Annotated in this window: 12 protein-coding genes and 1 rRNA gene; 2 read left to right on the forward strand and 11 right to left on the reverse strand. The window is 44.4% G+C overall.

Features of this window, described 5'->3' with window-relative positions; translation table 11 throughout:
* Positions 1 to 4 precede the first annotated feature (4 nt).
* The 4 genes from rpoB to BO225_RS03240 form a co-directional block, all read right to left on the reverse strand.
* Positions 5 to 4180, reverse strand: a complete 4176-nt coding sequence (rpoB, locus tag BO225_RS03230) for a DNA-directed RNA polymerase subunit beta (protein WP_076340853.1) — start codon at positions 4178 to 4180, stop codon at positions 5 to 7.
* A 142-nt stretch (positions 4181 to 4322) separates the two neighbouring features.
* On the reverse strand, positions 4323 to 4469 hold the full coding sequence (locus BO225_RS12300; protein ID WP_158023779.1) for a hypothetical protein: 147 nt from the start codon (positions 4467 to 4469) through the stop codon (positions 4323 to 4325).
* 7 nt (positions 4470 to 4476) lie between these two features.
* On the reverse strand, positions 4477 to 6954 hold the full coding sequence (locus BO225_RS03235) for an NYN domain-containing protein (RefSeq protein ID WP_076340844.1): 2478 nt from the start codon (positions 6952 to 6954) through the stop codon (positions 4477 to 4479).
* Between the two features lie 42 nt (positions 6955 to 6996).
* Positions 6997 to 7512 (reverse strand): DUF3783 domain-containing protein, encoded by a 516-nt coding sequence (locus tag BO225_RS03240; protein WP_158023780.1) that lies wholly within the window; start codon positions 7510 to 7512, stop codon positions 6997 to 6999.
* A gap of 65 nt (positions 7513 to 7577) precedes the next feature.
* On the opposite strand from BO225_RS03240, the gene BO225_RS03245 reads away from it, so the two are divergent.
* Positions 7578 to 8294, forward strand: a complete 717-nt coding sequence (locus BO225_RS03245; protein WP_076340846.1) for a hypothetical protein — start codon at positions 7578 to 7580, stop codon at positions 8292 to 8294.
* 15 nt (positions 8295 to 8309) lie between these two features.
* On the opposite strand, the gene BO225_RS03250 is transcribed toward BO225_RS03245, so the two are convergent.
* The 6 genes from BO225_RS03250 to BO225_RS03275 form a co-directional block, all read right to left on the reverse strand.
* Entirely contained in the window at positions 8310 to 8957 is a 648-nt protein-coding gene (locus BO225_RS03250; protein WP_076340847.1) for a CBS and ACT domain-containing protein, read from the reverse strand.
* A 1-nt stretch (position 8958) separates the two neighbouring features.
* Positions 8959 to 9663: an ABC transporter ATP-binding protein gene (locus BO225_RS03255; protein ID WP_076340854.1), complete on the reverse strand. Its 705-nt coding sequence runs from the start codon at positions 9661 to 9663 to the stop codon at positions 8959 to 8961.
* Between the two features lie 7 nt (positions 9664 to 9670).
* Complete coding sequence (locus tag BO225_RS03260; protein ID WP_076340848.1) at positions 9671 to 10450, reverse strand: ABC transporter ATP-binding protein; 780 nt, start codon at positions 10448 to 10450, stop codon at positions 9671 to 9673.
* The gene (locus BO225_RS03265) at positions 10450 to 11412 is read right to left on the reverse strand and encodes a branched-chain amino acid ABC transporter permease (protein ID WP_076340849.1); all 963 of its coding nucleotides are present in this window, start codon (positions 11410 to 11412) and stop codon (positions 10450 to 10452) included. Before BO225_RS03265 ends, BO225_RS03260 begins: the two co-directional genes overlap by 1 nt.
* A gap of 3 nt (positions 11413 to 11415) precedes the next feature.
* Positions 11416 to 12294: a branched-chain amino acid ABC transporter permease gene (locus BO225_RS03270; protein WP_076340850.1), complete on the reverse strand. Its 879-nt coding sequence runs from the start codon at positions 12292 to 12294 to the stop codon at positions 11416 to 11418.
* A 66-nt stretch (positions 12295 to 12360) separates the two neighbouring features.
* Complete coding sequence (locus BO225_RS03275) at positions 12361 to 13542, reverse strand: ABC transporter substrate-binding protein (protein WP_083632060.1); 1182 nt, start codon at positions 13540 to 13542, stop codon at positions 12361 to 12363.
* Between the two features lie 147 nt (positions 13543 to 13689).
* Here BO225_RS03275 and BO225_RS03280 point away from each other — a divergent pair, with 147 nt between their 5' ends.
* A complete protein-coding gene (locus BO225_RS03280; protein ID WP_076340851.1) occupies positions 13690 to 14910 on the forward strand; it encodes an L-serine ammonia-lyase, iron-sulfur-dependent, subunit alpha in 1221 nt (406 codons plus the stop codon).
* A gap of 87 nt (positions 14911 to 14997) precedes the next feature.
* On the opposite strand, the gene rrf is transcribed toward BO225_RS03280, so the two are convergent.
* A 5S ribosomal RNA gene (gene rrf / locus BO225_RS03285) occupies positions 14998 to 15111 on the reverse strand.
* Between the last annotated feature and the right edge of the window lie 4 nt (positions 15112 to 15115).

Raw genomic sequence — 15115 nt, forward strand, 5'->3', positions numbered from 1 at the left:
GTGTTTAAGCCTCCTCTTCTACTGTTTCTGTTGCATCTATTTCTTCATCGACAGGATCGTCTTGAATGATCTGACCGTCGACTATATCTTCTTCTTCAATATGATCTTCTTTCGGCTCGATATCATTTTCAAGTCGCTCGTTTGCTGGCGCCTCGAACACCTCGTGCTCATGGCTGATATGCTCATCCTCTTCATTGGTGATGTCGACCTCGTTGCCATTCTCATCAAGAAGACGCACATCGATCGCAAGCCCTTGAAGCTCATGCATCAACACGCGGAACGATTCAGGAATCCCTGGCTCAGGAATATCCTTTCCTTTAATGATCGCTTCATACGTTTTGATACGACCCTGGATATCATCCGACTTGATCGTCAAGATCTCCTGCAAAGTATGGCTGGCGCCATAAGCTTCCAAAGCCCAGACCTCCATCTCACCAAATCTTTGACCACCATTTTGCGCTTTACCACCAAGAGGCTGTTGGGTAACAAGCGAATATGGTCCCGTCGCGCGCGCGTGCAGCTTATCGTCAACCATGTGCGCCAGCTTGATCATATACATGACACCAACGCTGATCCGCTCATCGAAAGGAAGACCCGTCTGACCATCACGAAGCACTTGTTTACCATCCTTCGTCATTTTCGCTTCTTCCATGATCGCGGCCAGCTCTTCATTGGAGACACCATCGAATACTGGAGTCGCGAACTTTTGATCAAGCTTCTTCGCCGCATAACCAAGATGGATCTCTAAGATTTGTCCGATATTCATACGCGAAGGCACGCCAAATGGATTCAAGATGATATCGATCGCCGTTCCATCCTGCATGAATGGCATATCTTCCACAGGAAGGATCTTCGAAATGACACCTTTATTTCCGTGACGACCAGACATCTTGTCACCCTCGGAAATCTTACGCTTTTGAACGATATACACTTTGATCCGCTCATTGACTCCAGGAGGAAGGTCAGCCCCTTCTCCGCGTTTGAATTTACGGATCGAATGCACGATTCCAGCACCACCATGCGGAACCTTCAAAGAATTATCGCGGACTTCACGCGACTTCTCGCCAAAGATCGCCAACAAGAGCTTTTCTTCTGGAGAAACTTCCGATTGTCCTTTTGGCGTTACTTTACCTACGAGAATATCGCCTTCTTTTACTTCCGCGCCGACCATGATGATACCATCTTTGTCCAACTTGCGAACCGCGTTTTCTCCAACGTTAGGAATGTCGCGCGTGATCTCTTCTGGACCAAGCTTCGTATCCCGGCAGTCGATATCATATTCTTCGATATGAATCGAAGTATATACATCATCCGAAACCATGCGCTCTGACATGATGATGGCATCCTCATAGTTATATCCATACCAAGTCATGTAAGCGATCGTCACGTTTTGACCAAGCGCGAGCTCGCCATTTTCCATACTTGGACCATCCGCCAAAATGTCTCCCACTTTGACTTCTTCGCCCAGTTTAACGATCGGTTTTTGGTTGATCGATGTCGAAGCGTTGCTTCGAGCGAACTTACGAAGCTGATATGTATGCGCTTCGCCTTCCTTATCTGTCACGACGATCCGCAACGAATCCACATACGAGATTACCCCGTCTTGCTTCGAAACGATACCAACACCAGAATCTTTCGCGATCTTATATTCGATTCCCGTTCCAACATATGGAGAATGTGGCGTCAACAAAGGTACCGCTTGACGCTGCATGTTGGCACCCATCAAGGCACGAGAAGCATCATCGTTTTCAAGGAAAGGGACACACGCCGTGGCCACAGAGACGATCTGCTTTGGAGAGACGTCCGCCAATTCGACATCTTCGCGATTCGCGATGATCGTATCGCCATTTTTACGGGCGACCACGCGTTCATTGATCAAACGTCCATCCCGGACCTCGTTGGCCTGGGCGATGACATAATCCGCCTCTTCATCCGCAGAAAGATAGATCGCCTTTTCCTGAACCGTGCCATCTTTGTTTACGATCCGATATGGCGTTTGGATAAAGCCATACTCATTGATCTTGGCATAAGTCGTCAAGTTGGAGATCAGCCCGATGTTCGGTCCTTCTGGCGTCTCGATCGGACAAATACGGCCATAGTGCGAAGAGTGAACGTCACGCACCTCGAATCCGGCACGTTCCCTAGAAAGTCCACCAGGCCCCAATGCCGAAATACGACGCTTATTGGTCAACTCGGCCAATGGGTTTTGCTGGTCCATGAATTGAGAAAGCTGCGAAGAAGAGAAGAACTCTTTGATCGCCGCTGTCAACGGTCGAATGTTCGTCAATTTTCTTGGCGTTAGATTATCGAGTTCTTGGATCGACATTCTTTCTTTGACGACCCGCTCCATCCGGCTAAGACCGATCCTAAACTGGTTTTGGATCAATTCGCCCACCGAACGGATCCGACGATTGCCAAGCATATCGATATCGTCTGTTTCGCCAATTCCATCCATGACATTCAAGTCATAGCCAAAGAATGCATAAATATCGGCGATCGTAACAGTATGCCGGTTAGCGAATGGATCATTGCCGACGATCTTGACGATCTGCTCATCTTTATCGACGACCTTGACTTCTTGACAAGCCGCGCCAATGAGCCAAACATTCACTTCTTGTTCGCCAAGCTTTTGGTGAAGAGCGAGCTGGTTCGCGTCGTCGATGCGATCTGGACTTACCCCCACTTGATAGCGAGGAACGATCAATTCCATTTCATGATCGATCACATCTTGTCCATCCGCGTTCGTGATCCGACCCATCGCGAACAAACGCTGTCCATAGTTCATCACCGCATTGAAGTTTTCTTCGTTGAGCGTAACTGGCTTAGCGACGATACCCGCATAGATCTTGACTTTTTCCACATGCTCTTTGAGCTTGTCGACATCTTGCTGGGTCAAGACAGTGCCTTCTTCGAACAATGTTCCGAACACATCGACATCTTTGGCAAGGACACGACCTACAAGACCTGCATTATAGCTTGTCGGGATCGTCACGATATCCTTTTCATGGAACTCGGAACGGAAAGGATAAGGAACCATATATCCTCCTTTCGAGAGGATCTCCTTCAATTGGTTTCTCTCGTCCCGATGGATATGAAGGCCTTGCTCCATCACCACATTGCCATCAATATCCACGATATCCGTAGCCAACGTGTTGTTCATCATTCGAGCATACGCGTTGAGTTTTTTCTGCAGCTTATAACGTCCAGCCTTCGTGAGATCATAACGGCGATGATCGAAAAACTTCGCTTGCATCAAAGTGATCGAACCATCAAGCGTTGGGATCTCGTCGCTTCTTTGGTTTTCATAAAAAGAAAGAAGCGCTTCTTCTGTCGTTTTGACTTTATCGTTCAACAACGTGTTTTCAATTTCTTCGTATTTTCCAAAGAACGCGTTATACAACATCAAATACAAGTTCATGTATTCTCTGTTTTCCTCGTCTTCCGGCACATCTTGAAGCTGCCGGCCTAAAGCGTGAAGGAATGTTTCAAGATCTTTCGTATCGAAAGCATCCTCGTTCTTTTCCAAGCCAAAAGACATTCCTAAAGCTTTGAAGAAGATCGAGAAAAGGATCTTACGGCGGCGGTCGATCGAAACATTGATCGTTCTTCCGCTCATCGTTTTCTTTTGTTCAGTCATGAACTCAAGCCAAGTACCACGGCTTGGGATCAATTCACAGTTATAGTTCTGCTTTCCTGTTTTTTCGTCATACGCTTCCGAAAAGTAAGCTCCAGGAGAACGAACGATCTGAGAAACGATAACACGCTCCGCACCATTGATGATAAAAGTACCGGTGTCTGTCATCAAAGGGAAGTCGCCTAAGTAAACTTCTTCGCTTTTTGTACGCACTTCTCCGGTATCCGGATCCGTGATCTCTAATTCCATTTCCGCATAGAGCGGAGCTGCATAGTTGCATTCTCTATACATTGATTCTTCGGCATTGTATTTCGGCTCGTCGAAATAAAAACGCACGAAGTTTAATTTAATATTCTTACCGTAGTTTTCAATAGGATATATTTCTTCAAATACTTCCTGGATTCCATGTTTTGTGAACCATTCGAACGAATCTGTCTGGATCTCGACAAGATTCGGTAATTCGAGGTTTCCACTTACTTTTGAGTAGTCTCGCCTGGAGGATTTGTTTCCGCAAGAAACTGTGCGATACGCTTTGTTGCTGTCCATGAACGCCATCCTTTCGTGTGGTCTGCCTTCCTAGTCACTAAGAATACAGACTATTTTGCAATTTATTATATTATCAATGAGATTCAAGTCTGTCAACTCTGATTATTGATTTTTTTGAATGAATCGAGTATACTATCTCTTTTTAAAATGGATTCGCGATCGCGAGCATCAACATCAAGAACGAAAGACATAAAAACAGCACAGTAAGCTTCGTGTTTTTCATCGTGATGAAGTATAAGCTGACGATCGAAAATAAAATACATAATATAAAGAACAATAGAATTACCATAATGATCTTATTTAAGATGAGAGAGCGCGATCGCGTTGACTCCCATCACTTTCCCTTCTAATTCTCTTGCGGAGATCCGATTGGCGCCACTTGCCAAGATCGAATTCTGGATCAGCCCATCCGAAGTCGCCACACTGATCGAATAATGACTCTTTAGATCATGGACTAGACGTTCAATATAAGAATCCGCATTTTCTCCATATCTCGTATAGATGATCTTCGTTTTATGACGCGTTTCGTTGCGTCCCTCCCCTTGTTTGCGACGATACGCATCAAAGACAAGATAGACATCGATATCCTTATATCCTTGATAATTGACGATTTGGTCGATCAAACGCTCCCTAGCGGCGTTATAATCCGCTTTAGCAAGATCTTTCAGCGAATTCCAGCTATAGATCATATTATAGCCATCGATCACGAGAAGCTCTGGCTTTTTAGGCTGGATCTTGATTTCTTCATGATCCAGTTCTTGCTTGACTTTTGGTTTTTTCGCCTTTGGTTTCTCTTTCTTTTTTGAAAGCGTTCTTTCAAATGCGCGCTTCGCTTCCTCATCCGATACGTGATAACGCACTCTTTCATAAGAATGGCTCGACTCTGTATCGAGAGGATGAAGATGCATTTTTTCTTCGACCTCGTCGTAAGGAACATAATACCCGGCCCCTTGTTTGCAGAAAATCGAGCCAGTCGGATGCTTGAGATCCGCCTCAGGATCGTATTGGATCGTTTTCACGATCGATTCTGTATCTTGGCTTGGCGCATAAACGCTCTTGATGAACGCGATCTTTCCTCTTCCTTTGCTCAGGGCGGAAAGCTCCGATTGAAAGTTCATCAACAAACGAATGGCGCCGCTCCCTTGGATCGTGCTCATATCTTCTTCTGTCTCTAAGATCTCGAAGCTCGCATTTCTTTGTTCCAATTCATAGAGCACCTTAGAAAGGCTTTGAGATGGAACCTCGATCTTAAATGTGTAATAAGGTTCTAATAAGATCGATTTCCCTTTGCGCAAAGCTTGACGCACGGCGCGATGGGCGGCTTGACGAAAGTCGGCAGCCGACGTATGTTTCAAATTCCCTTGTCCTGCGATCAATGTGATCTGCACGTCCGTTAATTCCGATCCCGTCAACACCCCATATTGTCTTTGGTTCAAAGCGTTCATGATTTGTTGTTGCCAGCCTAAAGACAACGATTCGATGCGGTTTCCATTGCAGACAACGACGCCTGATCCTGCTGGCAAAGGATCAAGGAGAACATGCACTTCCGCATAATGACGGAGAGGTTCAAAATGTCCCACTCCATATTCTTGTTTCCCGATCGTCTCTTTATAAACGACGCTTCCTTGCGAAAAACCGATCAAGATGCCTGTTTTTTCTAAGATCATCTTTTGCAGGACCTCTTTTTGAACATCGCCCCGCAATCGGAGGGTGATCTTTTTGCTCCTTTCATGATAGTCAAGCTGCAAGCTCGGATCTTCTTTTGCTAATTGCTGGCAATAAGGCCAGAGCTGCAAAGCATCGACTTCTTCAGGTAATAGCAGCTCATACGTCAAAAAGGAGGCCAGCAGACGTTCTTGTTGGGCTGTTTCATAACCGAGGCCATCTCCGACTTTCCAATCGGTATCGGCTTTGAGGGCGACAATATCTCCCGCATTCGCTTCTTGTAGAAGCGTATACTTTTGTCCATTGAAGCTGCGGATCTGATCGATCTTGATTTCATTGACGATCTCTTTGGCTTTCAGCGTTCCGCCCGTGATCTTGGCTAGAGCGCTTCCATCTTCTTGGATCTTGAAAATACGGGCTCCAAATTCTTGGGAAAATTCTTTTTGCCCAACGAGGGCGCAAAGAGAGTCGAGCAGCGGATCGACGCCTTCATTTTTCAGGGCGCTCCCAAAAAAGGTCGGAAAAAAGCGTCGAGTCAAAAAGAGTCTTTGAATCGTTTCCGAGGACAAAGAGCCTTGTTGGAGGTATTCTTCGAGCGCTTTGTCCTCGCACATCGCGATCATTTCTTCCCGATCCTTGTCGGCTTGATCGATACTGTTGGGATCGAGCTTGCTTACGACTTCCTCTAAGATCTCTTCTTTGTTTCGATAAGCGATATCCATCTTATTGACGAAGATCAATGTGGGGATCTCATATTCTTTCAAGCATTTCCAGATCGTTTCCGTATGCGATTGGATACCGTCCTGGGCGCTGATCAAAACGATGGCGACATCAAGCACGCTAAGGACTTGTTCCATTGAGGCTGAAAAATCGACATGTCCTGGTGTATCGATCACGAAGATTTCATGATCTTTCCACTTGAATTTGGCTTGTTTCGCAAAGATCGTGATCCCTCTTTCCCTTTCTTGTGGATCATAGTCGAGGAAAGCGTCTTGATGGTCGACTCTTCCTTGTTTTTTGATTTGATGGCTTTCGTAGAGCATGCTTTCGATCAGTGTCGTTTTGCCTGCATCGACATGGGCCAATATTCCTAGTGTAATCTTTTCCATTTCTTTACCTTACCATAGATATAAAAAAACAGAAGCGGAGAATCACGCTTCTGGATAATGTTCAATTAACGCGATGGCGGTATCCAGCATTTTTTCAGGTACGTCGTTTTCTTCTAAGAGTTCATAACACATACTCATAAGATTGCGATACTTAGGATCTTGGGAAACTTTCACTAGATCCGGATTGGATACGAGAGAACGAAGCTTCTCGCGTTTTTGAAAATAAGAGGCTTCCGCTTCAATGTGGGAAATGAGTTCCTGCAAAGTCCATTCCAGATTGGTAGGCGTTGTTACAGCTTTGTGACGCACAAAGATGCCTTCTTCTTTTAAAGCGTTGTCGATCTTGGTGATCGTGTCGACTTTTTCATCGTAGAAATACATGAAAATTTGCGAATTTCCTTCTAAATCGAGCGCGTGTTCTTCTTTTTGAACGAGATCTTTGAGCTTTTTGCTCAAATCGTTTTGTCCTAGTTCAATATAGTTGACATGCATCCGATCAAGAACGGTGTTGATCTTTTCTTTTAACGCTGTATCTTTTCCATAATATATAAGTACCATTTGCTCGGTTCCTTTCTTTGACATCTGCCTATATTCCTTTTACAATGGCAAAAAAGGAGATTGCCATGAAAAAGATTTCTGCTCTAATAGTATCATTGTTTCTGATTCTTGGGCTAACTGCTTGCTCAAAGAATGAAGACAAAAATGCTTCGATACAATTTTTCAATGCGCTGCACAATACGATGGAGGAAAAAAGCGGACGGATCGCGGGCTCGATCTTGATGGATAGCGATGAGCCTTCTGAAATCACGCTCGATCTATATTACGATCAAACAAACGATCTTAAGCTCGCGATCACGACTGGACTGGAAGCGAATGGAAATACTCAACCCAACTTCTTAGATTTTTATATCAAAGATGGCAAAACATATTTGAATTCGCTTGGCACGAAGACGAGCAGTTCGGTGGAAAAGATCGGATTGGCCAAAGATTCTAAGCTCGGAAGTATGGATCCATTTCTAGATCTGAACGATACGCAAAAGAAAGAATGGCTGACGAACGCCAAAGTCGAAGGCGATACATATTCCTTCGATATCGATAAGACCCTTCTTTCGAATATGCTCGACTCCTATGGATCAGTATCGATCGAGCGCGCAAAGCTGAAAGCGAAGATCCAGGACGATCGGATCGATTCGCTGAGCATGGATATCAAGGCAAAACAGTCGATCAACAAACATCAAATCGATACATCGATCAAAGTCGAACTTCAAGCAAGCGAGTATGGCCAATTAAAAGAGGTTCCTTTCCCTACTGACCTAAATACATATAAAAACGAGGGTTGATATTCCCTCGTTTTTTTAAGCGATATGAACGGCTTTCAATACATTGAATCCTGCGTCGTTCAACGCGTTGCGCATTTCATCGATATCTTGCGCGTCGCTGCGAATGACCATTCTTGCAATCCCATCTTTGGATTCATAGACTCCAATATTATAAATATTGATACGGTGATTGGCGAAGATATTCGCGATCTTCTCGAGCATCCCAATTTCGTCTTTGGCTTCGAGCGTGATCCGCGATCCTTCTTTTTCCCATCCCAATACGTTGAGGAAGCTTTTGAAAATATCATTCTGGGTCAAGATGCCGACTACTTTTTTATTGGCATCGATCACTGGCAAGCATCCAATGTCGTTTTGAAGCATCTTTTGAGCGGCTTCTTCCATGAGCTGATCTTCTTCGATCGAGATCACATTTTTGATCATCAGCGTGCTGACTTGTGTCTTGGACAACAAGTAATTGAGTTCATAGATCGAAAGCGACGTCGCCGAATTATCCGCGCCCGCGATCATTCCTTCTGTAATGATACCAACGAGCTTGTGGTTTGCATCTACGACTGGAAGCCGATGAATATTCTTCGACTTCATCGCATCGATGATATAAGAAATCTTATCATCTGGCGCGCAAGTTATGACATCTTTGGTCATAAAATCTTTAACTTGAAACATTCTATCCTCCTAAATATGCTTTTTGAATATCTTCTGATTCGATCAGATCTTTTCCAGTACCGCTCAAAACGACATTTCCGGTTTCTAAAACATAGGCATAGTCGGCAATTGACAAAGCCATTTTGGCGTTTTGTTCGACAAGCAAGATCGTAGTTCCCGTTTTATTGATTTCTTGGATGATCGAAAATATTTCTTTGACTAAAATTGGCGCCAATCCCATGCTCGGCTCGTCTAGCAGAAGCAATTTAGGGCGCGCCATAAGAGCACGGCCCATCGCGAGCATCTGCTGTTCTCCGCCTGAAAGAGTCGAGGCGTCTTGGTTCTTTCTTTGTTCTAGGATCGGAAACTGCTGATAGACTTTTTGAAGATCTTCCTGGATCTCTTTTTTATCTTTCCTTAAATAGGCGCCTAAAATTAAATTTTCATACACGCTCATTCCCGCAAAGATACGTCTTCCTTCTGGAACTTGCGTCAGTCCATCAGCTACGATTTTTTGAGGCGACTCCTTATAAATATCTTTTCCGATAAAGTGAACGTCGCCGCTGCTTTTTTTAACGATTCCGCTGATCGACTGTAAAAGAGTTGTTTTCCCTGCCCCGTTCGCTCCGATCAAAGAGACGATCTGGCCTTCTTCAACTTGGAGAGAAACCCCTTTTAGGGCTTCGATCATCCCGTAATGAACATGCAGGTCTTTTACTTCAAGCATCGCCATATTAGATCTCCTCTCCTAAGTACGCTTTAATGACGAACTCATTGTTTTTGATCTCTTCCGGATTCCCGTTCGCGATCATCTTTCCATAATCCAGCACATAGATCCGTTCGCAAATATTCATGACAAGCGACATATCATGTTCGATCAAGATGATCGTTAAGTGGTATTTTTCACGAATTTCGTGGATCAGCTTTGTTAGATCGGCTGTTTCTTGCGGATTCATTCCTGCGGCAGGTTCATCTAAGTATAAGATCTTTGGCTGGATAGCGAGAGCTCGGGCGATCTCTAAGCGTCTTTGTTCTCCATAAGGAAGGTTGGTCGCCAATTCATTCCTCTTTTGATAGAGGCCAACATCTTTTAAATATTCGATCGCTTTCTCTTTGATCCAGCGCTCTTCGGAATAAAACTTAGGCAAACGAAGGATCGCGCTCATCGTTCCATATTGAATGTTTCTTTGCATCGCGACTTCGACATTTTCTAGAACCGTCATCGATTTGAATAGTCGAATATTTTGAAATGTACGCGCCACGCCAAGGTTGGTGATCTTATATGGCTTCATGCCTCCGATTTGTTTTGGCTTTCCATCGACTTGCATTTCGATCAAGCCTTCGCTTGGTTCATAAACACCAGTCAATAAGTTGAACAAGGTTGTCTTGCCCGCCCCGTTTGGTCCGATCAAGCCGATGAGTTCTCCTGGCATGATCTGCATGGAGACATTCGAAACGGCCGCAAGCCCTCCAAAGTTTCTCGTGAGGTTTTTGACTTCAAGAATAGGTTCCATCAGTTTGCCTCCTTCTTCGCTTTTGCTTTATCAACGATCTTGGACAACGAGATTTCTCGATCGCCAAACAAACCTTGCGGTTTGAAGATCATCATGATCACTAAGATCGCCCCATAGATGATCATACGAGCATCTGTGAAGTTTTGTAGCACCATATTCAATAGACCGATCGCGATCGCTGCAAGCACGGAGCTTGTCATGCTTCCCATACCGCCGAATACGACCATGACGAGGATGTCGATCGATTTATTGAAAGTAAACTGGGTCGGTTTGATCACATAGAAATTGCATGCGAACAAAGCGCCAGCTGCAGAGGCGAGAAGGGCGCCGATCACAAAGGCGATGACTTTATATTTTGTGGTGTTGATCCCCATCGCTTCCGCGGCGATCTCATCTTCTCGAACAGCGATACAAGCTCTTCCTGGAGCGGAACGCGTAAAATTGGAGCAGATGACGATCGTTAAAACAACGCCAAGCATCAAAAGAGGCCATGTCGTCAAAGCGGGGATCCCACTCAGTCCAGCCGCACCATTCGTGATCTTCATATTTTGTACGAGGATACGGATGATTTCGGAAAATCCTAAAGTCGCGATCGCTAGATAATCGCCTTTTAATCGAAGCGTTGGGATCGATACGATCAAAGCGGCGATCGTGGAGATGACAAAACCGACAAGGATCCCTAAGATCAGACCTGCGTAATTTGGCATCATCTTCGTGATGATTCCAGCGCTATAAGCACCAATACACATAAAGCCGGCATGTCCTAAAGAAAATTGTCCACAGATCCCGATTACAAGGTTTAATGAAACAGCGAGCATGATGTTGATGCACATGTTGAACAAAGTGATCTTGTAGTAGGAGTTTATGATTCCTGCTGCCATCATGTAAGACAATAAAAGATAGAGGACGACGATGATCGCGACCCACATTAAATTGATTTTATTTAAGATCCCTTTAGTCATACGCTATACCTTTTCTCTTTCATTTTTTCCAAGCAGTCCAGTTGGCTTTACGATCAAGACGATGATCAAGATCGCGTAAACGATCGCGTCTCGATATAACGAGCTTCCATAAGCGATAACCATCGTTTCAGCCATTCCGATAAACAGCCCACCGATCATCGCTCCAGGAATGCTTCCGATCCCTCCGAATACGGCTGCGACGAAAGCTTTTAAGCCAGGAACCATTCCCATCAATGGATTGATCGAGTTGTAGTAGATCCCGACAAGAATACCTGCCGCCCCTGCAAGAGCGGAACCGATCAAAAATGTAAATGAGATCGTATTGTCAACATTGATTCCCATCAATTTAGCGGCGTTCTCATCTGTGCTTACCGCGCGCATCGCTCGACCCATCTTTGTTTTTTGAATGATGAACTGCAGTAGAAGCATCAAAACGATCGTGATCAGAAAAATATAGATTTGTTGGGTAGAAATTTTGATAGGCCCTAATTGAAAAGAGGCATTGGATAGTAGTTGTGGATAGGTCCTCTTTTCGCTTCCCATAAAATATGCGGTCGTGTATTCGATCACATAAGAAACACCGATCGCGGTGATCAGCGCGGTGATCCTTGGTGAATGTCTTAAAGGACGGTACGCGATCCGTTCGATCAAGACGCCTAAAAGTCCACAGACGACCATACAGGTGATCAAGGCTGGAAAAAAGCTAAATCCAAAATAGGTCGTTACGATAAAGGCGGTATAAGCACCGATCATGTATACATCGCCATGGGCGAAGTTGATCAGCTTGATGATTCCATAAACCATCGTATAGCCTAGAGCGATCAGCGCGTAAATACTTCCTAATGAGAGGCCATTGACGATTTGTTGTAGAAATTGACTCATTATTTTCTCTCCTTCTAATTTGAAAAAAGGGGAAATCACTTTCCCCTTGAACATTTCTCGGAAGTATTAATCGACTTTTACTTCTGTTGCTTCCGTTTGAACGCCATCCACTTGGTTAACGACCATTACGCTCTTAACCGGTGTATGTGTCTTTTCATCAAATGTGAAGCTTCCTGTGATTCCTTCGAAGTTTGCTTTCTTGATCGCTTCATTCAATTCTTCGCCTGTTGCTCCAGTTGCTTCGAGCTGATCGAGAACTAGATTTGTCGCGTCATACGCAAGAGCAGAGAACATATTTGGCGCTTGATCATACTTTTTCGTATATGCGTCGATGAATGCATTCAACTCATCGGAAGCATTTACTGTCGTATACGCTGTCGTATACCAAACTTCATTCAAGTTTTCCTTGCCGGCAAGCTGTACGAGCTTTTCGGATTCAAATCCGTCCGCACCTACGATCGGGCAATCGATTCCATCTTCGCGCGCTTGCTTGATGATCAAACCTGCTTCTGAATAGTATCCGGCGATGTATAGAACATCAAAACCAGAATCTTTGATCTTCGTAAGCATAGAAGCGAAATCTGTATCGCCTGCATTATATTGCTCATGAGCTACGACTTCTCCGCCATGCTCTTTGAAAGTCGTTTCAAATTGGTTCGCGAGACCTTGTCCATAATCGCTTGTTTCGTTGATGATCGCCGCTTTTTTGCATTTGAGCGTATCCGCGGAATAGATTGCCATGGCAGCTCCTTGATAAGAGTCTTCGAAACAAACTCTCCATGCGTATTCGTATGGGGTCTCGCCATTCATCATCGCATTGACTTGAGTAGCGCTAGGCGAAATAACTGGGGTGTTGTTTTGCGTAGCGACTTCATAAGTCGCGATCGAGGCTCCTGATGTAGCAGGTCCCACGATGGCTGCCACACCGTCTTCTTCAATAAGTTTGATTGCTTGTGTCGTACTTTCGGCCGCGTCGCCTTTATCATCGACTTCGACACCTTCCGCTTTGAATTTCGTATCGCTTCTTTCATTATACTGTTCGATCGCAAGCTGAGCGGCGTTGCGTTCGGCTTGTCCATAACTCGATACGTCTCCGCTCAACTCAAAGTTGAGCCCGATCTTTACGGTATCTCCTTCATTCAACTTTTTTCCGGTTTCTTCTTTGCCTGTGCTCGAACTACTACATCCGGCCAACATCGTTAATGCCATAGTTCCAGCAGCAAGAACTTTCCACATGTTTCCTTTCATATGTGATTTCTCCTCCCATAATATGTCATAATGATACCCAAAGAATTCCACAAATGCAAGGGAGATTTTCATTATTTTCATAGTCATGAAAATTCTTTTCAACTCCCGAACAATTTGTTTCTTTGTATAATAGGAATGAGGAAAATTATGCAAAGTATAAAAGAAATATTCAAAATCGGGCCCGGGCCAAGTTCTTCCCATACCTTCGGTCCGATGAAGGCAAGCGAAGCCATGAAAACAAATTATCCAGAGGCCGATCGATTCAAAGTCGTCTTATATGGATCTTTAGCTTTGACTGGCAAAGGGCATTTGACCGATATGATCATTGCCAAAACATTGAAACCTAGAAACGTAGAGATCGAATTCGATTATAAAAGCGCTGTTGAACATCCCAATACGATGGTCTTTGAAGCTTTTAAAGAAAATGAAAGCTTAGGAAAGGAAACGTTTATTTCAATTGGAGGTGGGAAGATCGTTAAGAGTGGTGAAAAAGCTTTAGAAGCCAATTCAATCTATCCTCTCCATTCTATGGACGCGATTCAAACGTATTGTAAAGAACATCATTTGAATTTTGAGGAATATGTTGATCTTATAGAAGGCAAAGATCTTGATGTGTATATGAAACAGATCTTCAGCGCGATGATCAAATCCGTTAAAAAAGGATTAAGTAAAACAGGCGTTCTTCCTGGTAGCTTAAAGCTGGATCGAGTCGCTAACGCGCTCAACCAATCCGCAAAAAGCTGTGATGAACCATCTGAACAAAATGCCCTTCTTCTTGCGAGTTACGCGTATGCTACGAGTGAGCAAAATGCAAGTGGAGGTCTTGTTGTGACGGCCCCGACGATGGGAAGTTGTGGAGTCATTCCTGCTTTGTTGTATCATTATTATTATGATCTGAAGTATCCGAAGGAAAAATTGATCAAAGGCTTGAAAGTCGCTGGTTTGATCGGAAACCTGATCCAGTATAACGCGACGATCTCTGGAGCAAAGGCGGGGTGTCAGGCGGAAGTTGGAGCCGCTTGCTCCATGGGAGCAGCCATGATCGCTTATTTGCAAGGACAGACGAATGCGCAAATCGAGTGTGCTGCCGAAATTGGTTTGGAGCACCATTTAGGTTTGACCTGTGATCCTGTTGGTGGATATGTGATGATTCCATGCATTGAACGAAACGCTGTAGCGGCGCAACGTTCGATCGATGCGGCTCGTTTGGCAAAATACTTAAGAAATGTGAAGAAAAATCGTGTGAGCTTCGATATGGTCGTTCAAACGATGAATTTGACAGGAAAAAAATTACCGATTGAATTGAAAGAAAGTGCTCTTGGCGGCTTAGCTGTTGTCGTTCCTGATCACTTCAATACAAAAAAATAAAATAAGCACTCAGAAGCCAAAAAGTTGATGAGTGCTTTTTGTTTAAAAAAAAAGACCAGAAAGCATACACTTTCTGGTCTTCTCTAGAACCGGCAGCGTCCTATTCTTGCAGGCGCTAAGCCAACTACCTTCGGCGATGGAGTGCTTGACTTCTGTGTTCGGGACGGGAACAGGTATTTCCACTTCTCTGTCACCACCGGATCTT

Source organism: Dubosiella newyorkensis, assembly GCF_001945605.1.
GTDB classification, from domain to species: domain Bacteria; phylum Bacillota_I; class Bacilli_A; order Erysipelotrichales; family Erysipelotrichaceae; genus Dubosiella; species Dubosiella newyorkensis.